Below are 26,765 nucleotides of genomic sequence, written 5' to 3'. Positions count from 1 at the left end.
CCCCGTTCCCCGGCCCAACGCGCCCGCCCCGAGCCGGTCACGCGGCGCGCCTCGTACACCTCCCGCCCCCGTCACGTACAACCGGCACGCGACGGCGCGTCACCACTGGTCACGCTACGCCACCGCCGGAAGCGTTGAGGGCATGAACAACGAGATCGCCGCTCCTTCCCGTAACGGTCAACCCATCGGCCCCACCGGTCACTTCGCGATGCGCTTCAGCTCCACCCCGCGCGGTGCGCGGCTCGCCCGGCGGCTTGCCGGGCAGCGGCTCGACGCCTGGGGCATCCCGTACGACTGCGACGCGCACCACGCGCTGACGCTGATCGTCGCCGAGCTCGCCGCCAACGCCGTCCGGCACGGCCGGGTCCCCGGCCGCGACTTCCACCTCGCGTTGGCCCGCGACGCCACGACCGTACAGATCGAGGTCACCGACACCCGCACCGAAGGCGTACCGGTCGTAGCGACGCCCACGGACCTCGGCGACACCGGCCGCGGCCTGCTCCTGGTGGAGCACCTCGCCGACCGCTGGGACTGGCACCCGCGCCGGGGCGGCCCCGGCAAGACGGTCTGGGCGGAGTACGTCCTGCCGGCGGGAGGCCGACCGGCCGCCGCACCCTCCTGCCCGTCGTCCACCGCCGCGACCGTGCCCAGGTAGCACCACGAGCCCTGGACGGCGGATCGACGCAGCGGTCACACTTGACCCCTGACAGTGACTGTTCATCCGCACACCGGGGGCAAGGTGCCGCAGGAGGCGATCTCCGACCGTTACGAACTCCTGGAGGAGCTCAGCCACGGCGGCATGGGAGACGTGTGGCGCGGTTACGACGCCGTGCTCGACCGGCCCGTCGCCGTGAAGCTCATCCGGCAGGCGTCGGTCACCTCCCCGGAGCTGGCCGAGGAGTTCGCCAAGCGGTTCCGTCGCGAGGCCCGCATCACCGCGCGCATCCAGCACCCCGGCGTGCCGCAGGTGTACGACGCGGTGCTCGACGCGTCGTACGAGCGGCTGTTCCTGGTGATGGAGCTCGTCGACGGCGTACCGCTGTCCGCCTACCTCGACCCCGGCCGGCCGCTGCCGGTCAGCTGGGCGGCCGCCGTCGCCGCGCAGGTCGCGACCGTGCTGTCGTACGCGCACGACGTGCCGGTCATCCACCGGGACCTCAAGCCGGGCAACATCCTCGTCGCACGTGACGGCACCGTGAAGGTCCTCGACTTCGGCATCGCGGCGATTCTGCGCACCGACGTCACCAAACTGACCGCCACCGGCAGCCCCATCGGCACCCACCAGTACATGTCGCCCGAGCAGGTCCGCGGCGGACGCATCACCCCGCGGACCGACCTGTACGCGCTGGGCTGTGTGCTGCACGAACTCCTCAGCGGGCGCCTCGCGTTCGAGGCGGAGAGCGAGTACCTGCTGATGTACCAGCACGTCAACGCCGCCCCCACCCCGCTGCGACAGCTGCGGCCCGACGTTCCCGAGGCGCTGGAGGAGCTGGTCCTGCACCTGCTGCGCAAGGCGCCCGAGGCGCGGCCCGCCGACACGCAGGAGGTGTACGCGCGGCTGCTGCCGTTCCTTCCGCCGCCTGGCCAGGAGCCCGGCACGGCCGATGCCGGGCCGGCCGGCGCACCCGACCCGACGGGCGTGTTCCGTCACCCTTTCGCTCCCCGCGCCCGCGCCCGCGCCCAGGCCCCCGCACCCGGTGGTCCGGCGCCGACAGCCGTCCTCCCGGGGGCCCAGCCGGTGCCCGTCCCCGCCCGGCTGCGCGAGGACATCAAGGAGGCGTACGCCCAATCCGACGCCCTGCTGGAGGAGGAGCGGTTCGCGCAGGCCGCCGAGGTGCTCGGCGAGGTCATCGAACCCGCGGCCCTCGCTCTCGGCTCCGAGAGCAAGCAGGTCCTGGCGCTGCGCCGCCAGCGGGCGGCGATCCGGCTCCTCGGCGGCGACTACCGGGCCGCCCTGCCCGAGTTCGATGCCCTCGCCGACGCGTACGCCCGCATCGCCGGACCCACCGGCGAGCAGGCCCGCGCCTGCCGCGCCCAGGCGGCCCGGTGCCGCTCCGAACTCGGCCAGGTCACCGACGCGCTCGCCGCGCTCCAGGGCGTGCTGAACGTCGTGCGGGCCGTCGACAGCGACGTGAGCGAGGAAGCCGTGGAGCTACGGCACAACATCGGGATGCTGCTGCTCGCGCAGGGCAGGGCCGCCGAAGCCCGGCAGGTCCTCGAACCGCTCCACCAGGACATGTGCATGGTGTTCGGCCCCGACGACGAGATGACCGTCGAGATCGCCGAGGCACTCGCCGTGATCCGCCTCGGCCTCGACGGTTCGGCTTCCTGACCCGTTCTCCAGAAGTGCATTGTGCTCCGCCGGCATCGGGGGCCCGCGAGGACATCAGGCAGGCGGCCCCACACCGACGTCCTGCTTGTGGATGAGCGGTTCGCCCCGACTGCCCGGGCCCGCAGCGACGTTGTCATGGTCTGGTCCTGGTCCGCAGCGGCCGAACCACCCCGCCCCCGATCACCGTTCCTCGAGTGATCCCACCACCTCGAAGATCATTTCGTTGGGAGTTCTCAGGCCAGGAGAATCTCGACAGTGATCGCCGTTGCCAGTACAACATAAACGGCACACGCAGCATAATTCAGTACAGCCGTCGCTTTTATTGAGCCGGTGAGTCGTGCGTGAAAAAATCCCGACAATACTCCGATGCACCCGTAAAGAATTATCTCCATCAGGACGTTGATTGCACCGAGAACGGTCATCTGCAATTCGGGATTCTCTGCACTCCCTATGAACTGCGGGAGCACCGCGAGGTAGAAGAGGATAATTTTCGGATTCGTCAGACTGACTAACACTCCGCGCAGATACCACCTACCTGTCGCGATATCGCCGTGTCCGTTCACCGCACGACGCGCACTTCGCATTGTCACGAACGCCAACCACAGCAGATACGCTGCACCCAGTATTCTCACCGCATCAAGCACCGATGGGTGCGATCGGGCGATCTCTCCCATCCCGGCAACGATGGCAGCGGCATAGACACTCATACCTGTGCCTATACCGAGGATGGCTCTCAGCGCGGACAGGCGACCACCTTCAAGGCCCACTGCGAGCATGTAGGCCATATCAGGCCCGGGCGGAGCGAGAAAGAGCAGGATCACCGCAATGTAGCTCGGCAGTACCGCTAAATCCACCATCGTCAACCACCTCCGGCTTTGGCGTGGCGTGCCAGGAGCCCCTCGACACCGGCAGTGATCGATCCGCGCCGAGTCGCCCCAGTCGGTGGCCGGACACCTGCTGCTGACCTGGGGGGATTTCAGAGATCCCCGAGTCGACACAGAACCACCTATGACGGTTCTAACATGTTTGCGCTTCGAGCGGCAACCAGCTAAGGTGGTTCCGTGGCTACTGTTTATTTCCCTGAGTTTCGCCTGGGCAGAGTACTGGCGACCAGCTTCACGGGAACCCTGTCGGAGCGTTACGGTGAAACATTGGAGCGAATTCCTGTACCTTCTCGGCTCGCAGACTGGTTGGCAGTCCATGGGCTCGCGGTCGACTCCTGCACCCAGTCCCAGCTCGACCGGGCTCGAGAGCTAAGGGAATCAATCCATACAGCTGCCACGGCCGTTGCAAACCAGGACCCGCTTCCCTCTTCAGCCGTCCAGGTCATCAACGACTGCAGCACCCAGGGTCTGGCCTCGGCTATCTTGACGTCCGAGGGCGGCCGGAAATGGCGGCTGAGCTCTTCTTCCGTGGAAGATGCGCTCAGCGTGATCGCCGCCGATGCGATCAGTCTCCTTGCGGGAGAGCGCGAGGGAAAGATCTCCTTGTGCGCATCGCCCACGTGCCGAGCCGCTTTCTTGGACACCAGCCGAGGCGGCACACGGAAGTGGTGCGACATGAATACGTGTGGAAATCGCGAGAAGAAGGCACGCTTCCTCGCCAACAAGCGCAATAGTTCGTCGTAAAGGACGCCCCGGCGGCGCTGGGTCTGCTGCCGGACGTACAGGACACGGTTGTCGAGGTCGAGGTCCGACCAGCGGAGCCCGATGGTCTCGCCCCGTCGCAGGCCCATGGCGATGGCGAGCACGAAGGCCGCGTACAACGGGTCCTTTCGGGAGGCGGCCAGGAAGTCGAGCGTCTCGTCCAAGGTCCAGGGCTTGAGTTCCCGGTTGTCGGCGCGAGGCGGCTCGACCAGCTTGGCGGCGTTGCGCGTGATCAATGCCTCGCGGCAGGCGGACGACAACGCCGAGCGGAGGACGCGGTCACGTGCCTGCCGCCGGCGTCGTGCACGGGTCCAACCGTGTGCCGACCGAGCAGGTGGGAGCGGCAGCATGTGCTCGCATTGCCCCACCAGCTCGTCCGGCACGGTGGCGAACACCCCGGCGGAGACCAGCACCAGGAAGCGAACAACATCGGGCGATGTCGCGGCGGCGGGTCAAGAAGTCGAGGACATCGACCGGTACTGGCTGATCTCCAATGTGGAATCGTCGAGCGGGTCGTAGAGCTTTGGCGCTGTCGGTGCTGAGGTGTCGCTTGTTGCCAGGGAAACCTCAGCTCCGTTCTGGCGGGTGCCCCAGCCGGTTTTGAGGCACGTCAGAGCCCCGTACCAGCGATGCCAGCGCAGTACCGTCCACGCGATGGCAATGGCGACGGGCATGGCCAGCCAGGTGAGGATGCGCGAGCGAATCCGTTCGTCGGAGCGGATGATGCTGAGGTACCGCAGCCCCTGCGCCCAGCCGATGAGGACGGGGATGACGAGCATCGTGACGGGCGGCGGCCTGCGGGTGACGATCGGCTCCGCAATCAGCAGCCACGCCGTGATGGCCTGGGTGAGGATCATCTGCACCCAGCGCACGATGTGCAGCCAAAAGGCGGGGCGCCGAGCCGACAGGTAGCGCATGCGCCAGACGGAACGGATGGTCGAGCCCCGCATCCACCGCAGGTACATGCGGTTGAAGTGCGACCATTTCTCCGGCATGGCCGTGAAACAGATCGCGCGGGGCTGCTGCACCGTCAGGCCGCGTTCCTGCGCGAAGAGAGTGAGCATGGAGTCGTCCGAGAAACCAACCCCGCGCCCCATGAACGTCTCGTTCAGGTAGCCCTCGAGGTTGTCCCGGATGACGCCCGCCCGGTAGGCCGCGATAGCGCCGGAGTTGACCATGACGGCGCCGACGGCCGACTGCCCTGAACGGTCGACGAGCTGGCAGACGGTGAACCAAAGGTCCATGATCCGTACGAACCAGTTCGCTCGGTTGTTCGTGGCGACCACGACTCCGGCAACGGACTGCACCCGGGCCCGTGAGAACGGAGTGAGGAGGTTCTCCAGGGCGGTAGGAGCGAAGCAGCTGTCGGAGTCACACGTGACGTAGATGTCCGCGTCGGGACTGACGCGAACCCCGTGGGCTTGGGCGCTGCGCTTGCCCCCGTTGGGAACGCGCTGCCAGGTGGTGGCGACGCCCTTCTCCGCAGCAGCACGTTCCCACCAGGTCCGCACCTCGGCGTAGTCCGTGCTCGTGGATCCGTCGTCGACAATGTGGACGGAGTCCGGAAGACGGGTTTGAGCGAGGAACGCCTGGAGGCCCAGTTTGAGATATCCGGGGTCCTCGTTGTAGGCGGGTACGAGGACTGCCGCGTGCAGCCCGTTGAGGCGCCGAGCGACACGCGGCGTCATTCTCGGGGCTCGTTCCAGGTGGTACAGCAGCGTCTGGATAACGAAAATCAGGAACAGGCCAGAGAATACGAAGGTGGCGCGACTCCGCGTCGCTGGGTCGGTGGCGAGAACCGCCATGGTGTGGTGCGTGGCCCACCCGGCGAGCATGATGAGGATGATCATGCCCATCAGGACGGTTGCCGACCGGTGCTGATGGGCTGTGAGCACCGAGGGGCGGCGTGTTCTGCTCACTTACCGTGCCGACGAGACTCGGTGGCGACGCCCTTCGCGGAAGCCAACTGGCCGGCCGTGAGGTGACGGCGCCAGCCGAACTTCAAGAAGAGTATGACGCCGAGAGCGGCGACGGTGACGGCAAGGGCCAGGTACAGACCGAACGGGATGGTGACGCCGCCCAGGACGAGCACGGGCAGACCGGTTTGCGCAAGTTGCGCGCGTCCAGACATACGAAAACCCCCAAGTGGTGGTGACGGGTAAGTGGTGATTGTGCGCTCACGATGTGACGGGTTTGGCCCCGGAAGGCGACCCCGTCTCGTATACCTGGCTGCTCGGTTCAGAGCAGCTCTACGTTGTCGGCGAGGCAACCAACGTTCCGCGTGTCCAAAACCGACTTTGAGCTTCGGACGACTTTCTCGTAGTCGATGTCGCTGTGATCGGTGACGATCACAGCGACGTCGGGACAAGTGCGATGTTGACGTGACGGAAGGTGTTCTCCATGACCTTCGCCAGCTCAGCCTCTTCCAGCCCCTTGGCGGGTACGACGTTGTCGCACACCGAGCTGTAGAACTCACTGACCTTGCGCAGGCATTCGTCACCCAACCCCGAGACAATCTTTGGAGTGTTGCGGAAGGCCCAGGTCTTGTTTCCCGGGTCGATCCGCTCGGGGCTGAAGCCGACGTGGAAGTCGACGCCGGCGGTCAGCTTTGAGACACGTTCCAGGATCGGGATGAGCACGTCCCTGGTGGTCCCGGGGTATGTGGTCGACTCCAGGACGACTGTCTGGCGCTGACCCTTTTCGAGGAACCGTCCGACTGTTTCGGCAACGTTCTCTATGCAGGACAGGTCTGGGTCGCCATCTCGGAGTGGAGTCGGAACCGTGATGATTGCGATGTCGAACCCTCTCATCTCCCGGCCGTGGGAGGAGGGGGTGTAGCGGTTCGTCCGGAGGATTTCCGAAATCGTCTCGGAGTTGATATCCGCTATGTATGAGGTTTCGCGTTTCAGGCTGGCGATCTTCTGCTCGTCGACGTCGTACCCCACGACGTTGTATCCCGACCTGACCGCCTCCACCGCAAGTGGAAGCCCGACGTAGCCCTGTCCGGCCACGACTAAGTGTTTCACTGTCCCCATTCCCCTGAGTTTCTGGCCAGCTCCCCACTGGCTGCCGAGGCTGTCGGGCCCCCTGCCCGGTATCGGCGGTACGAGGCCCCCCTCAATCCGCCGATAACTCACGCCTCGTCTTGAGACGCATGTAACTGACGTCTCGCCAGAAGACTATCCACACGACGCTTTCACCTTGCACAACTCCTTCACGCGCGTATCCCTATCGTTATAAAAGCCTATTGGATGCAACCCCACCGTTGCCGTCCGGCCAACTGGGACTCGTCGGACCACACGGTCCCAGGCGGGTGCCTCGGCGCGCTCGGGTACCTCGGCATGCCGTGCGTGCCGCTACGAAGGCCCTCCCACCGGCAGACCCGCACTCGGTCCGCCTCGCGGGACAGCGCAGTGCCTCTTGAGACCGGCGGGCCGCCTACTCAGACCCCGGAGCGGGGCGTCCCCGGGCCGTCCGAAGTTGCTCGACAGCGGCCCATGACGACCAACGACGACCACCAGGCGCATGAACCAAACTGCTCCTGAGCAGCCAAAACGCAGCTGACCAAGATCCCCGGCAAGACCGAGGGCAAGAAGACTGGTCTTGACTCGCCCATTGAGACCCACCGACGTCGCCCTGCAACCCGCTTACCGTGACCGCGAACGGTCTCCGGAGAGCGCGCGCCCGTGTCGCGTCCTCAACCGTGCACGCTTCAACGAGCTACCGATGCGCAGCGCACGCAGGTTTTCGCCGCCGGGCGAACTTCGAGGCGCTCCGTCGGGATCGGCTCACCGCATTGCTCGCAGCGCCCATAGTCGCCTCTCTCCAACCGCTCCAAGGCGTGATCGAGATCGTTCAGATGCTCGCGCGCCTGGGACAGCAGGGCGGCGACGTGCGCCCGCTCGAAGGCCGTGCTCGCCCCCTCCGGGTCGTGCTCGTCGTCAATGGCCACCAGTGCGTTCGCCTCGACGATCCCTTCGAACTCACGGCTCAGGGCGGATATCTGCCGCAGCGTGCCGACACGGTCGGCCGCGAGCAGCGCACGCATCGACTCGCTCTCGGGTGCGGAAAAGGCGGCATTGCCGCATGAATCGCTCATATCGGAGGAAACCTTTTTGCCTTTCGCCGAATTCCCGGGTGCTCGGGCGACGACGGCCTCAGCGATGACGTAGGCGGCCCCGCTGGTACTGCTTCGGCCACGGGACGTCGTCACCGAGCACGTAGGCCGCCCGGAGCGGCCAGGTCGGGTTGCGCAGCAGTTCGCGCGCGAGCATGATCGCGTCGGCCGAGCGGTCCACGAGGATCTGGTCGGCCTGCTCCGGTGCGGTGATCAGGCCGACCGCGGAGACGGGCAGGGCCGCGCCCTCGCGGACGGCTCGGGCGAAAGGCACCTGGTAGCCGGGCTCCACTTCGATACGGGCGTTGTGGACGAGCCCGCCGCTGGTGATGTCCACCAGATCGACGCCGTGGGCCACCAGGTGCCGCGACAGCTCGACCGTCTCCTCCGGGGTCCAGCCGCCGTCGGCCCAGTCCGTGGCCGAGAAGCGTACGAACAGCGGGTGGTCCTCCGGCCAGTGCGCCCGTACGGCGTCGGTGACCTGGACGAGGAAACGGCTGCGCCCGTCGAGATCGCCTCCGTACTCGTCGCCGCGGTGGTTGGACAGCGGTGACAGGAACTGGTGCAGCAGATAGCCGTGCGCGGCGTGGATCTCCAGGACCTCGAAGCCGGCGGACAGCGCCCGCGCGGCGGCCTCGCCGAAGGCCCGGACCAGAGCGCGGATGTCGTCCGCGCCGAGCTCCCGTGGGGCCGGCCAGTCGCCGAACGGCAGCGGTGACGGTGCCACCCGTCTGCCATCCTCCGGCCTCCGGTTCGACGTACCCGTCGCCCTCCCAGGGCGGTTCCGTCGACGCCTTACGGCCGGCATGGGAGATCTGGATGCCGGCAATGGCCCCCTGCCCGTGGACGAAGTCGGTGATCCGCTTGTACGCGGCGGCCTGCCCGTCATCCCAGATGCCGGCGTCGGAAGGGGTGATCCGGCCCTCGGGTTCCACTGCCGTGGCCTCCTGCATGACCAGGCCGGACCCGCCGCGTGCCAGGGAGCCGAGATGGACCAGATGCCAGTCCTGCGGATAGCCGTCGACCGAGCTGTACTGGCACATGGGGGCCACCCAGGCCCGGTTCGGAAACGTCGTGCCGCGGAGGGTCAGTGGCGAGAAGAGACGGCTCATCGGAGGCCTCGCAGGAGGGATGGATGTGGGACGACCGGTGCCCCGCTGCCGTCGAGCCGTGACGGCCTGGGCTCCGGGGCGCCCCTCACGGTGGGTGCACCCGAGTACCCGGCCGCTCGGGGCACAACCACGGCCAGGGGTGCTCACCCGCGCGGATGTCCCGGCACGTGGCGGTCCCGGGCCGTGGTCCGGGTGAGGCGGCGTACCACCGACGACGTCGCACCATCTGCGGCACCCCCCTGAACGAGGCCCGGACACGACGGCGCGGGCCTGGGGCTTCCGCTCGCACGACGCCTGGCCCGCGCCGTCGGCGGTGAGGTGACCTACGACCCCAGCCACTCTGAAACGCCCGCCTGTCGCTTCTCGCTTCCGCGGCGAGAAGCTCGTTCCTCCCCCTCGCGGTTCTGCCATCCGTCGCCTCGGAAACGCTCCGAATCACTCATTAGGCGTCAGTGGCAGATATAGCGCATTTTCACACCTGCCTTTCATGGCATGTTGGCCACCCTGCTTCCCCGAGGGAGGAACTGCGTGTCCAACTTTCCTACGCCCGCGGACTCGGCCCCGCGATACCCCAGGTGGTCGGACCGCCTCATACGTCAGCTCGACACCTTCGCGGCCACGCGGTCCCGGGCCGAGAAGATGCCTGCCTTGGTCCTCACCAGGCAGGATGGCGGCGATGTCCGGGCACCGGCCTTCATGGTCCGGGAGTACGAGCACCGGCTGTCGCGACGGCGGGGCAACCCTCACTTCCAGGTACCGCACGCCGTGGTCGACGACGCGGAGCTGGGCGGAGGCTTCCTTGCCGCGATCGACCGAGTCGGACTGCGGTTCCAGCTCACCATGCCGTCGGGGAGACTGCGGTTGCCGGCCTTTCACACCTGCCGGGCCGTACTGGACTCCGAACGCGGCGCGGGCGACTTCCAGGCCCAGCAGCAGCCGATCCTCGATGACCTGTATGCAGCGTTGCTGAAAAGGCGGAAAACGCTGCGTGCCTGTGCTCGCCTCGCGGACTTCCTGGGTCAGCATCTCCTGACCGGTTGGCTGCAGGGACTCGTGGCAGCCCTGGTCGTCGGCTTTCCCAAGCTCTGTTACCGGTTCCACCTGCGGCACTGGGGCCTGCGCTGGGTCGCGGACGAAGCGAACGCGACCTGCTTCCTGGACGCCGCGCTCGCCTTCTGTCAGGACGGCGAGCTGGACAGGGAGGATCCGCGCGTGCGACGTATCCTCTTGCGCGCGCTGCTCACCGATCTGCGGAAAGCGACCCGAAGAAGGACCTGGCTGAGTCATCTGTGGGCACGGCGCCGGTGGTCCTTCGTCGTCCTCATTCCCGAGATCGACGACGCGGACGGCCCCGGCCGCGCGTTCCTCGGCACGTTCGAGGAGCTCGCCGGTGACCATCCGTCCAAGCCGCTGCTCGTCCTGGCCGCCTGCGCGGGTCCGCCTCCGGACTACGCTGCGCCGCTGGGCGCCGACCCCGACCGGCCCAATGGCATTGCCGACAAGGTCTTCACGTTCCTCAACGAGGGCAGTGACGAGCCGGTACGCCTGGTCACGCTGCCGGCCGAGGACGACACGGAGGGCACGGCCAAGACGAAGATCGACACCCATTGGGGCGTCATGGCTCGCCGGGACCACCCACTCGACTGGTTGCGTCCGGCCGCTCTGCCCGTCATGGCCGCGGCGACCGCGGGCATCCTCCTGGCCCCGCACTACCTCTGGCCCACTCCGCCCCCCGCACCTCCCTCATGCGTCACTGTCAAGACCGGTGAGCGCGTGGGCGTCACCGACGGCAGCCAATGTGATCTGGGCGTACAGGGAGACCGCGGAAGGGAGCTGCGGGACCTGGAGCACCAGGTCGCGAAGGAGAACGCCCAGATCCCGGACGGGCGTTACCGCACCCTGGTCTTCCTCGCTCCCCTGAGTCTGCAGAAGGGCGTGTACGACGACCCGCCGATCGGCCTGCAGATCCTGCGCGGCGCCATCGCCCAGCAGCACAGGCTCAACACCGAGGTCCGCCAGAACAAGATGCCGATCCGCCTGCTCATCGCCAACACCGGCCAGTACTTCCAGTACGGCGCACACAGCGCCGCGGCGCCGACGGACCCGGACGTCGCACAGATGATCATCAGCCGTCAGCGGCAGGACCACATCGCCGCGGTCATCGGCATCACCCAGAGCCGTCCCGAGTCGCTGAACGCGGTCCGGGAACTCGACCAGGCCGGCATCCCGGTCATCGCGAACGGTGTGTCCGGCAGCACCATGGTCGGCCCCGACTCGCCGCAGCGGTACTTCCAGATCTCGGCGCCCGACGGGCGAGTCGCCTCGGTCCTCGCCGACTTCATCCGCCACTCTCCCGCGGTCCGCGAACTCACCAGCGGCACCCCGCACGCCGTGGTGGTGTACGACCCGACCGACACGGCGTTCAGCACGGACCTCAAGAACCTGTTCGTCTCCGCCTACCGCCGACACGGCGGTATCGACGAGATCAAGTACAGCGAGAAGCCCGGGGCGACCACGCCGGAGGACATCGCGAGCGAAGTGTGCAACAAGGTCGCCGCGACGCACGGGATCGTCGTCTACCTCGCCCGATCCGGTGTGCTCCCCAGCCTCCTCAACGCGATGCAGAGTGCGGGCGGTCAGTGCCAGCCCCCGGAAGGCACGACCATCCCGCTGATCACCGAGAGCTCCCCCATCGACTTCCAGCTTCATCCCGGACAGACGGCGCGCGCCCACCCGTACATGACACTCTTCTACGAGACGACGAACGCCCCCACCCCGGACTCCCGGGATCCCTATGCCCAGTTCGCCCAGGACTTCGCCACTGTCTTCGGCGGACGCAGCGCGGATGCGGACGCCGCCGGCGGCTTCGACACCGTGGGTGTGGTCAGCAAGGTCATCGAGGACCTGCTACCGACCACCCACGAAGTCAAGCCCAACGACCTTCCTGTGGCTCACCGCCCATGGGGTGTCCCAGTACCCCGGCGCTTCGGGCGTGCTGCAACTGGACGGCAAGAACAAATACCCGCCCGACAAGGCGGTCTTCATCCGCGAGATCGCCCAACCGAGCGGAATCACGGCCACACTGCTCAGCTGCGGAGTCCTGCCCGACCGGCAGAACCCCGCGAAGTGGGGCACCCCTCCCGACACCTTCCCCTGTCCCAGGGACGAGCGTGACTGACTGTCGTCGGCCGAGGTCCAGCACGGGTCGTGCCGAAGGCATCGGCGTCAGCCGAGCGCGCCGATGCCGGGCCGTCTCTGGGCCGTCCGAGGCCGCGCAACAGTGGCCGACGACGACCGACCATGGCCGCCAGTCGCACGGACCCACTGCCCCTGAACAGGGACGACGCAGGTCACCAAGATCCCCGGCAAGACCCAGGACGAGAAGAAGGAGGCCTGCGCGATCAAACCCGTCTCGACCGGGCTGATCATCAACGGCCTGGCACATACACGTCCGGCTCAGTCGGCCGGTCAGGAAGGCGAGCCATCCAGGACTTCTACCTTCCCGGTGTCGAGGGAGTAGTAGGCGCCGACCACGGCAAGGCTGCCCTTTCTTACGAGTGGGCCCAGGTCCTGGTTGGAGCGCAGGTCGGCGGCGGTCAGCTTGGCCTGCGCGCGGGCCATGGTCTCGACCGGGTCGGCACCGCCTTCCTTGACTGCCTGTTCGTACGCCGGGCGCAGAGCCTTGACGATCGCGTCGAGGTTGCCCGGCAGCGGCTTGCCACCATGCAGAGACTTGTACGCCGCCTCGATGGCTCCGCACCGCTGATGCCCGAGGACCACGATGAGCGGAGTGCCACTCGTCATGGGCCCGTACTCCACGGAACCTGTGACCACCGGCTCGACTGCCTCTCCTCCGGTGCGCATCACGTACAGGTCACCCAGCCCGGTGTCGAAGAGAAGTTCAGGCGGCACCCGGGAGTCGATGCAGGAGAGGATCGACCCGAACGGCTTCTGCGCCTGGGCTACGAACTGGCGACGGCTCGGATCCCGATCGGGATGTCGAAGGTCTCCGCTCACCCATCGCTTGTTGCCATCCATCAGCCTTGCGAATGCTGCGGCGGGCGTTGTCGGATTCACTTCCGGCGAAGCACTGGTCGTCAATGGGGTGGCACTCGTCGATGAGCACCCCGCAAGCGCGGCCGTGGAGACGGCGAGTCCACCAGCGAGCAGGGCCCTGCGATTCGGGCGTTCCGCTGCGGCCATCGGTCGTTCCCCTCCATCCGCCGAGACGCGTACGTGCGCCATGACCAGGCGATTGTTCAACACAGTGAGGAAGCCGGACCACAGGCACAAGCAGGTGAGGGCCGCTTTCCCGCAGACGGCCCACAGAATCCGTCCGGCGGCCGGGTGAAGGCCTTCTGTGCGAGGCGCGCATCTTCAAACGACGCAAGAAGCCAGACCCCCGCGTGAGTTTGCAGAGTGTTGCTCACAGCCCGGGTGTGGCGGTGAGGGGCTGCGGGGCAGGGCACTGGCCCGACGCCCCAGCCTCCCTCCTCAAGCGGGTGTCGCAGGTTCGAATCCTGCCGGGGGCACCAGCGCACAGGCCTCGGACCGATCATGGTCCGGGACCTGTGCCATCCGCCTTCTGGCATCAGCGCGGGCGGGCACCCACGATGGGGGCGCCTCCTCCTGAGCAGTCGGCCCCTGTGGCTCATCCACCCCTCGAGGCCCGGCGCGATTCCGGCGTTCCTACCAAGCCACCGGCAGCTCCAGCGGAAAGCGCCTGATCGTCTCCGTGTCCCAGCGGACCTCCTCCGGTGGCACCGCGAGCCGCAGGTCGGGGAATCTCTCCACGAGGCACCCGATGGCCACTTCGAGCTCCGCCATGGCCAACGGCATCGCGATGCATCGGTGTCCGCCCCAGCCGAAGGTCATATGCGGGACGCTGGGGCGGTCGAGGTCGATGACGTGGGGGTCCGGGTAGCGCTCCCGGTCTCGGTTGGCTGTCAGGTACGACACGTGGACGAAGTCGCCTGCCCGGATCCTCGCACCGTCCAGTTCCACGTCCTCTAGAGCCACCCGTGGGATCCCGACCCCCTTGCGGAACGGGATCCAGCGGAGCAGTTCGTGCAGGACGTCGGTCAGGCTCTCGGGCTGGTGCCTCAGATGCTTCATCAGCTCGGGACGTGTCAGGAGCAGGTATGTGATGTTGCTGATCTGGCAGGTCGCCGTGTCCTGGCCGCTGAGCGCCAGCATCAGCGCCATGACCGCCAGTTCCCTGTCATCGAGCTGTTCCTCGCCTTCCCGCGCCGCGGCCATCGCGCTGATGAGGTCCGGGCCGGGTGAGTGGCGGCGCTGTTCGACGAGTTTGGCGAAGTAGGCCGTCAGATCGGCCTTGGCGCCGGCGGCGGCCTCCTTGGTGCCCGCACCGACGACGAGCAGTTGGTGCAAGGACGCCTCGATCCGGGGCCATTCCTGCCGTTCGATGCCGAGGAGGTCCAGGACGGTGTGCTGGGGAAGCGTGTTGGAGAGGTGCTGGACCAGATCCGCCGGCGGTCCCTTCTTCTCCATGTCGTCCAGCAGGAGGTCCGCGAGCTCGGTGATCCGCTGCCGCATGCCGTCGACCTGCTGCTGGGTGAAGGCCTGCGAGGCCAGGTGCCGGACGCGGCTGCTGAGCGGCGGGTCCATCACGTTGATCGATTCGGGCGAGACGATGGGCTCCGGCGTCATCCGGGGGTAGTCGTGGCCGATGATGCCCGCCCGGCTGAACCGCTGGTCGGTGGTCACCTGCTTGACGGAGTCGAAGCCGGTGATCAGCCAGGCGTCCGCATCACCGTAGGGAAGCCGGATGCGTGCGGGGGAATCGCGTTGCATCAGGTCCGCGAGTGCAGGGTCGAACTCTAGGGCTTCGCTGTAGTCGAAGGGGCAGTTGATTGTCTCGTGGTCCGCGGTCACTGGCCGGCTCCTCCGGGCATGGGTACGACGTTGGTGGTGTCCACGGCCTGGCGAATGGCCTTGGCGAGCCTGACGGCATCGCCGACGGCCCAGTAGTGGACGAAGAACAGTCGTGGCTCGTCGGTGAGGTTGTGGTGGTGCACCTCGACGAGTTCGACGCCGCCGCGTCGCAGGGCCACGAGGGCGGGCTGGACCTCGTTCGCGATCATGACCAGGTCACCGCTGATGGCGGCCCTTCCGCCACCGAGCGGCTGGAAGTTGACGGAGGTGGTGGAGCCAAGTCCCGGAGGCAGCATCACAGGGCCGTCGGCGACGGTCTCACGGCGGACATAGGTGGACTTGTAGATCTTGCCGTCGGCGGCGCCTTTGACGCCCATGGCAGCGTCGATCGAGGCGGTGTCCAGGTTGACCGGCGGCGAGGGGGTGGCGGGTCGGGCGGGCGGGGTGCCGGTGCGGTCGAATGCGGCGCGCAGACCGCGGGCGACGGTGACGGGATCGTGGCCGTGGGCGTGCAGATGAACCCACCAGACATCCGGGTTGTGGGCAAGCAGGTGCTTGTGGATGGCGGTCTGCATGATCCCGTGCTCCTGCAAGACGTCGATGAAGCCCTGCAGTTCGCGCTCGCTGACCACGGCGTCGCCCATCAAGAGCGTGCTGTGGTCGGCGTACCGGACGAAGGACACGTGCGTGCCCAGGGCGAGCGCGGGGTCGATCAGGATGCCGTGGGAGAAGACCCTGAGGTCCCAGCGCGGGAAGGCGGTGTGGTACATGAACCGCCTCATGTCACCGGGCCGGCCGAGAGCCTGGCCCACGGCCGCCCAGTCCGCCAGCTTGGTCATCACCGGTTGGACCAGGGCCCGTGTCCTGGCCTCCGGTCCGGCGGACAGGGCACGGGCCCCGGTCGGCACACCGGTGAGTACGGGCGCAAGGGCGGCCGCTGTCAGGACGCGGCGCCGGGACGCGGTGAGTGGGGAGCGGGTGTGCTGCTGTCGGTCGTCAGCCATGTCATATGCCTCCTGGCGCGATGGAAGCACTGGAGACCCCGTGGATGGGTGACCGCCACAGTCGCATCCCGCCAGGCGGGCTAACCGACCGCCGCCTTCGGACCGCCGCGGGCCGGCGGGGACCAGGCCGAAGCCGGTCTGTGGGGCGTCGGCACGGGAGCCCTCGGCGGGTGTGTCAGCGGGGTGGGCAGCCGAACCAGTTCACCGTGCCGTTCTCGGATGTGTAGCCCAGGCACCTGACGGTTCTGTGGTGCAGGGTCTCGGTCCGGTCGACCTCTCCGTTCAGGTAGTCCGTCTTGTGGTGGGGCTGTACGAGGGTGTCGATCTCGACGGTGTACCAGCGGTGCTCGTCGGTCGGCAGGCTGCAGCGGTGGCCGGTCATGTTGCGGCTGGGCCCTTCGCTCCATATGGGCCGTTCGGCGCGGTCGCAGTGCACGCGGTCGGCGGCGCCGGCCGGGCCGGCGCCGGTGCCGAGCAGGGCCGTGGCGCCTGTGGCCACCGCCGCGGTAGCGCCGAGAAGGCGCTTGAGAGTGAGGTGCATCGATTGGTCCTCCTGCCAGCCGTGGTGACGGTCTGGAGCCGTCACGTCACCTTTGAGTGATAGTCACACTTATCCGGGGCATCCGGCTCGGCAGCCGGTGGCGCAGTCCCCCGACCCAGTGACGCCGGTGATGCCAATGCAGCAGGCCCGTGACACCCCCGGTCCAGCAACCGCGGTCCGGGCGGGCCTCCCGCAGTGCGCTCAGCAGTTGCTCCGTGGACTCGGCCGACCAGGCCGGCAGGGCCTCGCTACTCGAAGTCCTGCAGCACGGTGCCGCGCGGGGCGGTGTACGTGCCGCTGTCGTCGGCGGTGAAGTGCGTGCCGTCGAAGTCGCCGAGGAAGTACTGGGCGCCGGAGCCGCCTGCGATGGCGCCAGGGCTGGTCTGCGAGCTGACCGGAGGCAGACCGCTCGTGCCGGTGGGACCGGCGATCAGGACGAGAACCGGCGGTCCGCGCAAGGCAAGCCATCGCGCGCGCTCGGCCGAGCCGCAAACGGGCGCCGCATCGCATCGCACCGGTTCGGCGGCGAGCTCAGTGCGTGGGGGGCAGGTACGTGACGCCGAAGCGGAATGCCCGCTGTCGGCCGGATTCCAGGGCCAGGGCGGGGGCGTGTTCCGGGGCGGTTGAAGGCGTCGGTCGTGGCCTCGACGGGTTCCAGCGCGATGGAGGCCCGGCGGTCGCGTGCCAGGGTGTCGCCGGTGAAGACGTGCAGGTACCCGCCGTACTGCCACACCCGCAGCCCCTCACCGGTCGCCGGGTCGGTCAGCACCGTCTCGGCCCGCCCGCCGGGGCCCGGGGACAGGCCCGCGAAGCAGGCGTCGATGACGGCGTCGCCCAGCCGTCTCGGCACGCGGAAGTCCATGCCGGGGCACCGGTCGAGGCAGGTGAGGGCGTCCCCGCCACGGAGTGGGACGAGGGACGCGTCGGTGCGGATCAGGGTGTGGGCCGGGATGTGCAGGACCAGGTCGTCGATGGGTCGGGAGAGGGTGAAGTAGGGGTGCCAGCCCGCCGCATAGGGGGCGGTGGTGTCGCCCACGTTCGTCGCACAGAGCTCGATGCCCACCTCGCGATCGCTGACGGTGTACTCCACCGCGAGGTCCACGGCGAACGGGTAACCGGGGTACCTGCCCGGTCTGATGCTCGTGCTGCGCAGGAGCAGCCGCGCGGAGTCGGCCGTCACGGCGGCGCTGCTCAGCTCGAACGGCGCCTCCCGAGCGAAACCGTGGTAGATCAGACGGTCGGAGTGGTGGCCGGGCAGCAGGTCGTGGTCGTGGCCGCCGTAGCGGTAGCGGCCGTCGGCGACCCGGTTGGGGAACGGGGCCAGCAGGCCGGCCCGTACGCCGTCCTGTGCCAGCAGCTCCGCCTCGCCGCGGTAGCCGTCCGTCAACTCCCTCGGCTGCCCGTCCGCTCCGCGCCCGGCCTGCCAGCTCAGCAGCGTCGCCCCGCGCAGGGCGACGGTGACGCGCCCGGAACCGTCCGGCGCGGAAACCGTCACCGTGGGTTCACCGCCGAGGCCGCCTTCGGCGATCCGATACTCGGCGGCCGTCCCGCCCGCCACTCAGCCCGCTTCCGGGACGAGCTTCTTCGCCCCGGTCATGATGGCGACCGCGTCCTCCATGGAGTGCGACTGCGGGGTGATGACCCCGGCGCGGGCGCCGAGTCGCTGGATGTGGATGCGGTCGGCGACCTCGAAGACGTTGGGCATGTTGTGGCTGATCAGGATGACACCGAGGCCCTGGTCGCGCAGGTCGCGGACGAGTTTGAGGACCTGCCCGGTCTCGCGGACGCCGAGGGCGGCGGTGGGTTCGTCGAGGATGACCACCCGGCCGCCGAACGCCGCTGTCCGGGCGACGGCAACGGACTGCCGCTGGCCGCCGGAGAGCGTCTCCACCGCCTGGCTGATGTTCTGCAGCGTGCCGATGCCGAGCCGCTTGATGTGGTCGGCGGCCTGCTTCTTCATCTCACCGGTGTCGAGCATGCGGAACACCGAGCCGAGGATGCCCTTGCGGCGGATCTCGCGGGCGAGGAAGAGGTTGCTGGCGATGTCCAGTGCCGGGGCGACGGCGAGGGTCTGGTAGACGGTCTCGATGCCGGCGTCGCGGGCGTCCTGCGGCCGCTTGAAGTTCACCTCCTTCCCATCGACGAGGATGCTGCCCTGGTCCGGGACGAGGGCTCCGGAGAGGCATTTGATCAGGGTGGACTTGCCGGCGCCGTTGTCGCCGATGACGGCGAGGACCTCGCCGGGGTGGAGGGTGAGGTCGACGTCGTTCAGGCCGACGACCCTGCCGAAGACCTTGACCAGGCCCTTGGCTTCGAGAACGGGGGCGGTGGCGGTCGTCACGACTTCACACTCCGGATCCACTGGTCGACGGAGACAGCAGCGATCACCAGGACGCCGACTGCGAGGACTTGGTAGTTGGGGTCGATGCCGGCCAGCGCGAGGCCGTTGACGAAGACCTGGACGATCAGCGCGCCGATCAGCGATCCGATCACCACGCCGCGTCCGCCGAACAGGCTGGTGCCGCCGATGACGACGGCGGTGATGGACTGCAGGTTGGCGTTGAGGCCGCTGTTGGGGTCACCGCCGCCGACCCGGCCGACCAGGATCCAGGCACCCACGGCGATGGCGAAACCGCCGACCACATAGGCGCTCAGCAGAACCCGGTTGACGGATATGCCGGCCAGGCGGGCGGCTTCGAGGTCGTCGCCGACCGCGTACAGGTGACGGCCCCATGCCGTGTAGCGCAGCGCGTAGCCGATCACCGCGTACAGGGCGATCATGAGCAGGACGCCGTTGGTCAGGTTCAGCTGCCCCAGGGAGACGGTCTCGCCGCTCCACATGAGGATGTTGCCCGGCTGCAGCGAGATGGTCTGGCCCTTGGCGTAGATGAGCGTGATCGCGGTGAAGACGCTGAGGGTGCCGAGGGTGACGATGAAGGGCGGCAGTTTGATCTTGGTGACCAGCAGTCCGTTGACGGCCTGCGCGGCGACGGCCACGGCCGCCCCGGCGAGCAGGGCCACCACGCCCGGCAGGTGGTTGTCGGCGACGAGCTTCGACATCAGCAGCGAGGCGAGCACCATGACCGCGCCGATGGACAGGTCGATGCCGGCCGTGAGGATGATGACGGTCTGGCCGACGGCGAGCGAGCCGATGACGGCCACCTGCTGGGCGATCAGCGAGAGGTTCTGCAACGCGTAGAAGCGGTCGTTGACCAGGGAGAACACGATTGCGGCGAGCACCAGGACGATGGCCGGGCTGAGCGCCGGCTGACGGTGCAGTACGGAGTGGATGCGCTGGGCCGGCGTGGCGGGCCGGTTGAGGAACTCCTCCGCCGGTGCCGGTGTGGCTTGACTGTCCACGTGGGTGGTCACAGGGGATCCTTCCGCTTCTTTCCCTCGTGCCCTCGTACGGGCCTTCATTGCGGGCTTACGGGCTCGTGCGGTGCGGGTGCGACGCCGGTGCCGCAACGGGCTCGCGGCGTCGCACCCGGCCCACCGAGTCAGCTGCCCCAGCAGGCGGACGCGGCCTGCGACGGGGACTGGACCTTCAGGCCCCCGACGGACTTGGCGGCGGCCAGCGCGGTTCCGGTGTCGTAGAACGACTTACCGTTGGTCACGCTGGGCTTGCTGCCGCCGCGGGCCAGCTTCGCGATGGAGCTGACGCCGAGCGCGGCCATCCTGCCCGGGTACTGCACGGCGTCGGCGGCGAACTCACCGCTGGTGACGTTCTTCAGGCCGGCGCAGCTGCCGTCGATCGCGTAGATCGCGACGCTCTTCTCCTTACCGGCCGCCTTCAGCGCGTTGTAGGCGCCCTCGCCCGCGGGCTCGTTGATCGCGTAAACGACGTTGATGTCCGGGTTGGCGGACAGGCAGTTCTCCATCGCGGTGCGTCCGCCGTCGATGGCGCCCTGGGTGGGCTGGTGGCAGACGATGGTGTAGCTGCCGCCCTTGCCGCCGGTGTACTTGCCGCTCTTGGCTTCCTTGCCGTTCTCGGTCTTGCTGCCGGGGCCGATGCCCATGCCCTCCAGGAAGCCGTGGTCGCGGTTGACGTCGACGGAGACGACCTGGTTGTTGAACAGGTCGAGCATGGCGATGACCGCCGGCTTGCCGTCCAGGGCGGCGGCCGCGTACTGGCCGTCGAGCTTGCCCGCCTGCTCGTTGTCGGTGGCGTACGTGATGTCCGCGACGCTCGGCGGGTTCGGCGCGGTGTCCAGGGCGATCACGAAGAGGCCGGCCTGCTTGGCGCGCTTGAGCGCGGCGTTCACCGCGTCGCCGTTGGTGGTGATGAGGATGCCCTTGTCGCCGCGCGAGATGGCGTTGTCGATGGCGGTGATCTGGGTCTGGGTGTCGCCGTCGGTGTTGCCCGCGGCCACGGTGAGGCTCACGTTGTCCTTGGCGGCCTGGGTCTTGGCGTCCTTCTCCATGCTGACGAAGTACGGGTTGGTGAGCGTCTTGAGGATCAGCGAGACACCGGCCTTCCCACCGCCGCCGGAGGCGGACGAGGAGGAGCCTGCGTCGGAGGAACCGCAGGCCGCGAGGGTGGCGCCGAGGCACACGGAGATGCCTGTCGCTGCCGCTCGGATACGCCGACTGCGGCGGCTCGACGCCTGGCTGGTGGAGCTGTTCATGGCTTGATCCCTTTCGGAGCCGTCCCTTGGCCGACGGTGAGACAACGTTGACTTGACGGGATACTGGGCCCGTATGGACGAGCGCGTCAAGACGCTGATAGACATGCGTCCGCAACGAGTAGGTAACGCGCAAACGCTGGGAGACAACGATGACTCAGGGCGAGCCGCCGCCCCGGTCCACCCGCAGCCGCCCCACCATGCGTGAGGTGGCAGCGCTGGCCGGCGTGGCCATCAAGACGGTCTCGCGCGTCGTCAACGGCGTCCCCACCGTCGATCCGGCGATCGCCGCCAGGGTCCGCGAGGCCGCCGACCAACTGGGCTACCGGCCCAACCTCACCGCCAGCAGTCTGCGCCGCGGTGACGGCCGCACCGCCACCATCGGCATGCTCGTCGAGGACGCGGCCAACCCCTTCTCGGCCGCCCTGACCCGCACCGTCGAAAACGTGGCCCGGCAGCGCGGGGTGCTGGTGCTGGTCGGCAGCCTGGACGAGGACCCGGCCCGCGAACGGGAACTGGCCCAGGAACTCATCGACCGCCGGGTCGACGGACTCGTGATCGTCCCCGCGGGACGCGACCAGAGCTACCTGATCAGCGAGCAACGCTCCGGCACCCGCATGGTCTTCGTCGACCGCGAGGCCGGCCTGCTCGACGCGGACGCCGTCGTCTCCGACAACCGGCAGGGAGCCATCACCGCCGTCAACCACCTGCTGAAGGCCGGCCACCGCCGCATCGCCTACCTCGGCGACCGGGCGTCCATCCCCACCGCCGCCCAGCGCTTCGACGGCTACCGGCACGCCCTGGAAGTCGCGCACATCGCGTTCGACGACGAGATCGTCCGCCACGCGGAGGCCAGCGAGGAGGCCGCCGTCGCCGCCACCGAGCAGCTCCTGGCGCTGCCGAACCCGCCCACGGCACTGTTCACCAGCCAGAACATGGTCACCATCGGGGCCGTTCGAGCGCTGCGCGCCCTCGGGATGCAGGACACCGTCGCCCACGTGGGCTTCGACGACTTCCCCCTGGCCGACATCCTCAGCCCGGGGATCTCCGTCATCGCCCAGGACGTCGAGCAGGTGGGCCGGACAGCCGCCGAGATGCTCTTCCGCAGACTGGACGGCGACCAGTCACCCACGCGGACCGTCACGGTGCCGACCCGGCTGATCGAGCGGGGCTCCGGCGAGATCGCAGCCGGAGGCCCCCGCCATGACTGAAGCGACGCGAGCCACGAGGCTGCCCCCGTCCGTGACCGTCATCGGCGAAGCCCTCAGGCGTTGGGACGCTTGCCGTGATTGGCCTTCTTCTTCTTACGGCCGCGCCGCTTGTTCCCTCGCTTGGCCATGGTGCACATCTCCCTAATTCGGGATCTTCTACGCCTTCGCCAGTCTAGATTCGGCCCCGGGTGTCCGCATCAGCGGTGCCGCTGGGGCGTCGGCGCGGGCATCCGCATCCCCTGGCAGCCGCTCCGCCGCAGCCTGGCCCCGACCCTCCTCCCGCCTCACGGGTCTCGGCACGGTCACCACAGGGGGGCGGCGGTGGATCACGGGAGTCGGAGGGTCTCGGCGTTACCGTAGCCACGCGTCGACTGGCTGACAGCGCCGAAGGAGCAAGCGGCATGGAGATCGTGACGTCACAGAAGATCACCACGTTCTTGATGTTCGAGGGCAACGCCGAGGAGGCGATGACCTTCTACGTCTCGCTCTTCGAGGACGCCGAGGTCGTCGGCATCACCCGATACGGCGCCGACGGTCCCGGCGAGGAGGGGAGCGTGCAACACGCGACGTTCTCGCTCGCCGGCGAGCAATTCATGTGCATCGACAGCCCCGCGACACACGACTTCACCTTCACACCCGCAATCTCGCTCTTCGTGCAATGCGAGAACGAGGCCGAGATCGACCGCCTCTACGCGGCCCTCGCGGAGCAGGGCACGGAGCTCATGCCGCTGGGGAACTATGGGTTCAGCCCCAAGTTCGGCTGGGTCAACGACCGGTTCGGTGTCTCCTGGCAACTGAACCTGGCCGCGTGAGAGGGCCTTTCCGGTTTTCTCTCCCCTGGATGCTGTTTCTTTACGCTTCCCTGACGCTTCGAACGCATCCGTCGCGCCCTGCCGTGGTGTCCTCCCCCTTGTCCGGATCAGGACGTCCGGGCAGGCGGAAGTCGCGTCGGAGAATGGAGTGCCATGGAAGGCACCGTCGTCGCAGTGGTGGTCGTGGCCGCGCTGCTGCTGCTCGTGCTGAAGAGCGGCATGCGGGTCGTCAACCAGGTGGAGCGCGGGGTGGTGTTCCGCTGGGGCAAGGCCCTGCCGACCCACCGGCAGCCCGGGATCACCTTCCTCATCCCGTTCGCCGACCGGATGCGCAAGGTGAACGTGCAGATCGTGACCATGCCGGTGCCCACCCAGGAGGGCATCACCAAGGACAACGTGTCGGTGAAGGTCGACGCCGTCGTCTACTTCCGGGTGACCGACCCGTTGCGGGCGGCCATCGAGGTGCAGGACTACGTCTTCGCCGTCGGCCAGGTCGCCCAGTCCTCGCTGCGCTCGATCATCGGCAAGAGCGACCTGGACGATCTGCTGAGCGACCGGGAGCGGCTGCACGAGGGGCTGGCCCTGATGATCGACAGTCCCGCCGCCGGGTGGGGCGTCCACATCGACCGCGTCGAGATCAAGGACGTACAGCTCCCCGAGTCGCTGAAGCGGTCCATGTCCCGGCAGGCCGAGGCCGAGCGGGAGCGGCGGGCCCGGGTCATCACCGCGGACGGTGAGTTCCAGGCCGCTCAGCAGCTCGCCAACGCCTCGCGGATCATGTCCGACACGCCCGAGGCCATGCAGCTGCGTCTCCTGCAGACCGTCGTCGAGGTCGCTGCCGAGAAGAACTCCACGCTCGTGATGCCGTTCCCGGTCGAGTTGCTGCGGTACTTCGACCGGGCCGCACAGCACATCGGTGCCGACCTCAGCGCGAAGAGCGTGCCGGCTCAGCAGCCGCGGGAGAACGCCGACCAGCCGTAGCCAGGGAGACGGTCACGGACACCGAGGCCGCCGCCATGGCCGTCATCGCCCAGGCCGCAGTGGTGAGTTGGGCCACCGCTCCGGCCAGCGACGCGCTCACGCCCTGCAGGGTCAGCCTGCCCGCCGAGTCCAAGCCCAGGGCGTGACCGGCGAGTTCGTCCGGCGTCAGGGCCATGAGCCGTTCCTGCTGGACCAGGCCCGCGCCGAAGCCGGCGGAGGCCACAGTCACGCACACCGCCGCCACGGGCAGCGGCGGATGGGTGAAGAACAGCAGGTACGGCGTCGCCAGGAGAAGGAGCAGGGGCGTGGCGAGCCGGGCGCGTACGGCCGGTGGGAGCAGGCGGCCGACCGTCACGTCACCGGCGAACATTCCCAGCGCCCCGCACGCGAACAGGGTGCCGGCCGCGCCGGGGGCGTAGGACACGTAGAGCGACTCGCAGCCGACGACCAGGCCGTTGGGCAGCCACAGGCCCAGGTAGGTGAGGCGGCGCGGGCGGGCCGACCACAGCAGGGCGTTGGTGCGCCAGGTCGCCGCCGGCGAGGGGCGTCCGGCGGCCCGGGGCGGGCGCGCGGTCAGGCCCAGGCGCACGACCAGCGCGGCGGTCAGGTACAGGGCCGCCGAGAGGAGCAGGCAGGTCCGCGGGGAGAGCGCGGTCAGCAGGGCGCCGCCGGTGGCATAGCCGGTGATCTGCATCAGCCCGTTCATCATGTTGAACAGCGAACGCCCGGGCAGGTAGCGATCCTTGGCGAGGATCTCGTTCAGCAGGCCCCAGCGGACCCCGCCGCCCAGCGCGGCGACCAGGCCCAGCAGCAGTACGACGGTGAAGAGCGCGCCGGTCGGCAGGCCGGGCAGCGCCTGGACCGCCGTACCGGCCGCGAAGGTCAGCGCGATCGCGGACAGGGCCGTGCGCGGGGGCAGGCGGTCGGCGCCGGAGAGCAGGAAGGTCGCACCCAGCACCTGGGCCAGGGACGGGCCGAACATGCTCACCGCCGACAGCAGCGGGGAGCCGGTGGCCCGGTACACGAGGGTGCCGAGGGCGAGTCCGCCCACGGTCTGGGCGGCGGTCTGGGCGCCCGCGCCGAGGAACAGCGGGGTGAACTCGGGGGTGCGGAAAAGGGATCGGTAGCTGGGCATGCCCCGGAGTCTCGGCCGGTCCGGAAGTGCCCCGTTATTGTTTCGCCGTCACGCGAAAGGTCGTGCGGGGAGGTGCTCGTGGGGTGGTGGCAGCTCAACGCGGACACGCTGGCCCGCAGCCGGTTCGTGGTCTCGCCGCTCGCCGAGACCTTCGCCGGCCTGAAGCTGCTGCACGCGGGCGCGGGCACGCACGACGGTGAGCGGGCCTGGCTGCGCGCCCATCTGCCGGGCTACCGGGCGCTGCTCGGAGCCGACCCGGTGACGGCGCGGCTGGTGCGGGCGGGGCTGGGCCGGGACTGGATCGCCGACTTCCTCACCCCCACGCCTCGCGACGGGGAGGGCTTCGCCGACGAGATCGCCCGCGTGCGCGCCGCCCGCCCCTCGGACGCCCGCGCCCATCTGCGCCTCTCCGTCGCCGGTCCGCTGCCCGCCGTACTGGACCGGGACGACCTGCCCGAGCGGGCGGCCGCACTGCTGGAGTGGGTGTGGGAGGTGACCGTACGGCCGGACTGGGAGCGGCGTCGGCGGGTGCTGGAGGCGGACGTGGTGGCGCGGACCGCGCAGGTGAGCCGGGGCGGCTGGGTGAGCGTGCTGGACTCGCTGCGGCCGGGCGGGACGCGGTGGCTGGGGGACAACCGGTTCCAGATCAATCTGCACGAGTATCCGCCGCGCGAGATCTCGGGCGCCGAGCTGGTCTTCGTTCCGGTGACCCCGCAGCGGGTGGGGTGGGTGGCCTGGGAGGAGCGGGAGCGGTACGCCGTGGTCTATCCGTGCACCGGTGTGCTCGCCGGGGACGGCGACCGGGCGGTGCCGGCCGGTCTGAGCGCGTTGCTCGGGCCGGGCCGGGCGGCTGTGCTGGTCCTGCTCGGCTCGCCCCTGAGCACCACCCAGCTGACAGCCGTGACCGGGCAGGGGCTGGGCTCGGTGGGGCGGCATCTGAAGGTGCTGCGGGACGCCGGGCTGGTGGAGCGGTGGCGGGCGGGGCGGTCGGTGCTGTACACCCGGACGGCGGCGGGGCAGGTGCTGGTCGAGGCCGGGCAGGGGACCGGTGACCCGGCCGGGCTAGTGCTGTGACCGGGAAGGTTTGCCGGAAAGCTCGCGGCGTCCGGTGCTGGGGGCACCTCCCACGCCGTTCAGGCAGTGGGGGAGCCTCGCAAGGCGGAGCATCGCCCGCGTACGGGATGTACTCGGGTGATGCGACAACGCGGCGAGGTGCCGTGCCGGGCGTCGCGAGCCGGTGAACCTTTCCAGTCACAGCGCTAGTAGGACTCCGTTAGGTTGCTCTGGCTCTCGGGTTTTGGGCGGTGGTGGATGTTCTGGGCAGGGGGCGGTGGCAGGTGGTGCAGGTGCCGGT

The 26,765-nt window shown here is 68.8% G+C and carries 23 protein-coding genes and 4 pseudogenes; 9 read left to right on the top strand and 18 right to left on the bottom strand.

What is annotated here, in order from left to right:
* Window positions 1-142: 142 nt before the first annotated feature.
* On the top strand, window positions 143-655 hold the full coding sequence (locus ACFZDC_RS23105) for an ATP-binding protein (RefSeq protein ID WP_391326590.1): 513 nt from the start codon (window positions 143-145) through the stop codon (window positions 653-655).
* 84 nt (window positions 656-739) lie between these two features.
* Window positions 740-2,332, top strand: coding sequence for a protein kinase (locus tag ACFZDC_RS23100; RefSeq protein WP_391326922.1), 1,593 nt, complete (start codon window positions 740-742; stop codon window positions 2,330-2,332).
* Window positions 2,333-2,565: 233 nt separating this feature from the next.
* On the opposite strand, the gene ACFZDC_RS23095 is transcribed toward ACFZDC_RS23100, so the two are convergent.
* Window positions 2,566-3,189 (bottom strand): LysE family transporter, encoded by a 624-nt coding sequence (locus ACFZDC_RS23095; RefSeq protein ID WP_391326588.1) that lies wholly within the window; start codon window positions 3,187-3,189, stop codon window positions 2,566-2,568.
* 204 nt (window positions 3,190-3,393) lie between these two features.
* Between ACFZDC_RS23095 and ACFZDC_RS23090 the strand changes: the two genes are divergently transcribed.
* The gene (locus ACFZDC_RS23090; RefSeq protein ID WP_391326920.1) at window positions 3,394-3,960 is read left to right on the top strand and encodes an ABATE domain-containing protein; all 567 of its coding nucleotides are present in this window, start codon (window positions 3,394-3,396) and stop codon (window positions 3,958-3,960) included.
* Here ACFZDC_RS23090 and xerC read toward each other — a convergent pair.
* The 6 genes and pseudogenes from xerC to ACFZDC_RS23060 all read right to left on the bottom strand — a co-directional run.
* Window positions 3,951-4,391, bottom strand: a pseudogene (gene xerC / locus ACFZDC_RS23085) (tyrosine recombinase XerC); the annotation flags it as partial. The gene ACFZDC_RS23090 and the pseudogene xerC overlap by 10 nt on opposite strands.
* Before the next feature lie 39 nt (window positions 4,392-4,430).
* On the bottom strand, window positions 4,431-5,828 hold the full coding sequence (locus ACFZDC_RS23080) for a glycosyltransferase (protein ID WP_391326586.1): 1,398 nt from the start codon (window positions 5,826-5,828) through the stop codon (window positions 4,431-4,433).
* A gap of 65 nt (window positions 5,829-5,893) precedes the next feature.
* The gene (locus ACFZDC_RS23075) at window positions 5,894-6,109 is read right to left on the bottom strand and encodes a hypothetical protein (RefSeq protein ID WP_391326584.1); all 216 of its coding nucleotides are present in this window, start codon (window positions 6,107-6,109) and stop codon (window positions 5,894-5,896) included.
* 217 nt (window positions 6,110-6,326) lie between these two features.
* Window positions 6,327-7,013, bottom strand: a complete 687-nt coding sequence (locus ACFZDC_RS23070) for a nucleotide sugar dehydrogenase (RefSeq protein WP_391326582.1) — start codon at window positions 7,011-7,013, stop codon at window positions 6,327-6,329.
* Between the two features lie 677 nt (window positions 7,014-7,690).
* Window positions 7,691-8,077 carry a TraR/DksA C4-type zinc finger protein gene (locus tag ACFZDC_RS23065; RefSeq protein WP_391326580.1) on the bottom strand — a complete coding sequence of 129 codons (387 nt, stop codon included), beginning with the start codon at window positions 8,075-8,077 and terminating at the stop codon, window positions 7,691-7,693.
* Between the two features lie 58 nt (window positions 8,078-8,135).
* Window positions 8,136-9,207 (bottom strand): annotated as a pseudogene (locus ACFZDC_RS23060) (NADH:flavin oxidoreductase/NADH oxidase).
* A 252-nt stretch (window positions 9,208-9,459) separates the two neighbouring features.
* Between ACFZDC_RS23060 and ACFZDC_RS23055 the strand changes: the two are divergent.
* Window positions 9,460-9,576, top strand: a pseudogene (locus tag ACFZDC_RS23055) (ATP-binding protein); the annotation flags it as partial.
* 279 nt (window positions 9,577-9,855) lie between these two features.
* Window positions 9,856-12,381, top strand: a complete 2,526-nt coding sequence (locus tag ACFZDC_RS23050) for an ABC transporter substrate-binding protein (RefSeq protein ID WP_391326578.1) — start codon at window positions 9,856-9,858, stop codon at window positions 12,379-12,381.
* 294 nt (window positions 12,382-12,675) lie between these two features.
* On the opposite strand, the gene ACFZDC_RS23045 is transcribed toward ACFZDC_RS23050, so the two are convergent.
* From ACFZDC_RS23045 to ACFZDC_RS23005, 9 genes are all read right to left on the bottom strand, one after another.
* Window positions 12,676-13,410: a carbonic anhydrase gene (locus tag ACFZDC_RS23045; RefSeq protein ID WP_391326576.1), complete on the bottom strand. Its 735-nt coding sequence runs from the start codon at window positions 13,408-13,410 to the stop codon at window positions 12,676-12,678.
* Between the two features lie 486 nt (window positions 13,411-13,896).
* Window positions 13,897-15,102, bottom strand: coding sequence for a cytochrome P450 (locus ACFZDC_RS23040; protein WP_391326574.1), 1,206 nt, complete (start codon window positions 15,100-15,102; stop codon window positions 13,897-13,899).
* Entirely contained in the window at window positions 15,099-16,106 is a 1,008-nt protein-coding gene (locus tag ACFZDC_RS23035) for a DUF1259 domain-containing protein (protein WP_391326573.1), read from the bottom strand. The genes ACFZDC_RS23040 and ACFZDC_RS23035 overlap by 4 nt, the downstream gene beginning before the upstream one ends.
* Window positions 16,107-16,281: 175 nt before the next feature.
* Entirely contained in the window at window positions 16,282-16,647 is a 366-nt protein-coding gene (locus ACFZDC_RS23030) for a hypothetical protein (RefSeq protein ID WP_391326571.1), read from the bottom strand.
* Between the two features lie 248 nt (window positions 16,648-16,895).
* The gene (locus tag ACFZDC_RS23025; protein WP_391326569.1) at window positions 16,896-17,105 is read right to left on the bottom strand and encodes a hypothetical protein; all 210 of its coding nucleotides are present in this window, start codon (window positions 17,103-17,105) and stop codon (window positions 16,896-16,898) included.
* Window positions 17,078-18,205, bottom strand: a complete 1,128-nt coding sequence (locus ACFZDC_RS23020) for an aldose 1-epimerase (RefSeq protein WP_391326567.1) — start codon at window positions 18,203-18,205, stop codon at window positions 17,078-17,080. Before ACFZDC_RS23020 ends, ACFZDC_RS23025 begins: the two co-directional genes overlap by 28 nt.
* Window positions 18,206-18,988: an ATP-binding cassette domain-containing protein gene (locus tag ACFZDC_RS23015; RefSeq protein WP_391326566.1), complete on the bottom strand. Its 783-nt coding sequence runs from the start codon at window positions 18,986-18,988 to the stop codon at window positions 18,206-18,208.
* A complete protein-coding gene (locus ACFZDC_RS23010) occupies window positions 18,985-20,019 on the bottom strand; it encodes an ABC transporter permease (RefSeq protein WP_391326564.1) in 1,035 nt (344 codons plus the stop codon). Before ACFZDC_RS23010 ends, ACFZDC_RS23015 begins: the two co-directional genes overlap by 4 nt.
* Before the next feature lie 128 nt (window positions 20,020-20,147).
* Window positions 20,148-21,275, bottom strand: coding sequence for a substrate-binding domain-containing protein (locus ACFZDC_RS23005; protein ID WP_391326562.1), 1,128 nt, complete (start codon window positions 21,273-21,275; stop codon window positions 20,148-20,150).
* 149 nt (window positions 21,276-21,424) lie between these two features.
* Here ACFZDC_RS23005 and ACFZDC_RS23000 point away from each other — a divergent pair, with 149 nt between their 5' ends.
* On the top strand, window positions 21,425-22,483 hold the full coding sequence (locus ACFZDC_RS23000) for a substrate-binding domain-containing protein (RefSeq protein WP_391326560.1): 1,059 nt from the start codon (window positions 21,425-21,427) through the stop codon (window positions 22,481-22,483).
* Between the two features lie 53 nt (window positions 22,484-22,536).
* Here the strand turns inward: ACFZDC_RS23000 and ACFZDC_RS22995 are convergent, their stop codons facing one another.
* Complete coding sequence (locus ACFZDC_RS22995; protein ID WP_099504217.1) at window positions 22,537-22,611, bottom strand: 50S ribosomal protein bL37; 75 nt, start codon at window positions 22,609-22,611, stop codon at window positions 22,537-22,539.
* Between the two features lie 273 nt (window positions 22,612-22,884).
* On the opposite strand from ACFZDC_RS22995, the gene ACFZDC_RS22990 reads away from it, so the two are divergent.
* Together ACFZDC_RS22990 and ACFZDC_RS22985 are read left to right on the top strand one after the other, a co-directional pair.
* The gene (locus ACFZDC_RS22990; RefSeq protein ID WP_391326558.1) at window positions 22,885-23,295 is read left to right on the top strand and encodes a VOC family protein; all 411 of its coding nucleotides are present in this window, start codon (window positions 22,885-22,887) and stop codon (window positions 23,293-23,295) included.
* Window positions 23,296-23,448: 153 nt separating this feature from the next.
* A pseudogene (locus tag ACFZDC_RS22985) lies at window positions 23,449-24,273 on the top strand (slipin family protein); the annotation flags it as partial.
* On the opposite strand, the gene ACFZDC_RS22980 reads toward ACFZDC_RS22985, so the two are convergent.
* Complete coding sequence (locus ACFZDC_RS22980; protein ID WP_391326556.1) at window positions 24,221-25,411, bottom strand: MFS transporter; 1,191 nt, start codon at window positions 25,409-25,411, stop codon at window positions 24,221-24,223. The pseudogene ACFZDC_RS22985 and the gene ACFZDC_RS22980 sit on opposite strands and share 53 nt — an antisense overlap.
* A gap of 78 nt (window positions 25,412-25,489) precedes the next feature.
* On the opposite strand from ACFZDC_RS22980, the gene ACFZDC_RS22975 reads away from it, so the two are divergent.
* On the top strand, window positions 25,490-26,485 hold the full coding sequence (locus tag ACFZDC_RS22975; protein ID WP_391326554.1) for an ArsR family transcriptional regulator: 996 nt from the start codon (window positions 25,490-25,492) through the stop codon (window positions 26,483-26,485).
* Window positions 26,486-26,765 lie beyond the last annotated feature (280 nt).

This window comes from Streptomyces sp. NPDC007905 (assembly GCF_042959345.1).
In the GTDB taxonomy this organism is placed as follows: domain Bacteria; phylum Actinomycetota; class Actinomycetes; order Streptomycetales; family Streptomycetaceae; genus Streptomyces.
Note: the sequence above shows the minus strand (reverse complement) of the source record. Positions and strands in the feature narration are given on the sequence as shown.

Bases quoted from the DNA above. Each gene is read 5' to 3' on its own strand.
- ACFZDC_RS23105 (WP_391326590.1), top strand. From the start codon at position 143: ATGAACAACGAGATCGCCGCTCCTTCCCGTAACGGTCAACCCATCGGC.
- ACFZDC_RS23095 (WP_391326588.1), bottom strand. From the start codon at position 3,189: ATGGTGGATTTAGCGGTACTGCCGAGCTACATTGCGGTGATCCTGCTC.
- ACFZDC_RS23080 (WP_391326586.1), bottom strand. From the start codon at position 5,828: ATGATCATCCTCATCATGCTCGCCGGGTGGGCCACGCACCACACCATG.
- ACFZDC_RS23075 (WP_391326584.1), bottom strand. From the start codon at position 6,109: ATGTCTGGACGCGCGCAACTTGCGCAAACCGGTCTGCCCGTGCTCGTC.
- ACFZDC_RS23070 (WP_391326582.1), bottom strand. From the start codon at position 7,013: ATGGGGACAGTGAAACACTTAGTCGTGGCCGGACAGGGCTACGTCGGG.
- ACFZDC_RS23065 (WP_391326580.1), bottom strand. From the start codon at position 8,077: ATGAGCGATTCATGCGGCAATGCCGCCTTTTCCGCACCCGAGAGCGAG.
- ACFZDC_RS23045 (WP_391326576.1), bottom strand. From the start codon at position 13,410: ATGGCCGCAGCGGAACGCCCGAATCGCAGGGCCCTGCTCGCTGGTGGA.
- ACFZDC_RS23035 (WP_391326573.1), bottom strand. From the start codon at position 16,106: ATGGCTGACGACCGACAGCAGCACACCCGCTCCCCACTCACCGCGTCC.
- ACFZDC_RS23030 (WP_391326571.1), bottom strand. From the start codon at position 16,647: ATGCACCTCACTCTCAAGCGCCTTCTCGGCGCTACCGCGGCGGTGGCC.
- ACFZDC_RS23005 (WP_391326562.1), bottom strand. From the start codon at position 21,275: ATGAACAGCTCCACCAGCCAGGCGTCGAGCCGCCGCAGTCGGCGTATC.
- ACFZDC_RS23000 (WP_391326560.1), top strand. From the start codon at position 21,425: ATGACTCAGGGCGAGCCGCCGCCCCGGTCCACCCGCAGCCGCCCCACC.
- ACFZDC_RS22990 (WP_391326558.1), top strand. From the start codon at position 22,885: ATGGAGATCGTGACGTCACAGAAGATCACCACGTTCTTGATGTTCGAG.
- ACFZDC_RS22980 (WP_391326556.1), bottom strand. From the start codon at position 25,411: ATGCCCAGCTACCGATCCCTTTTCCGCACCCCCGAGTTCACCCCGCTG.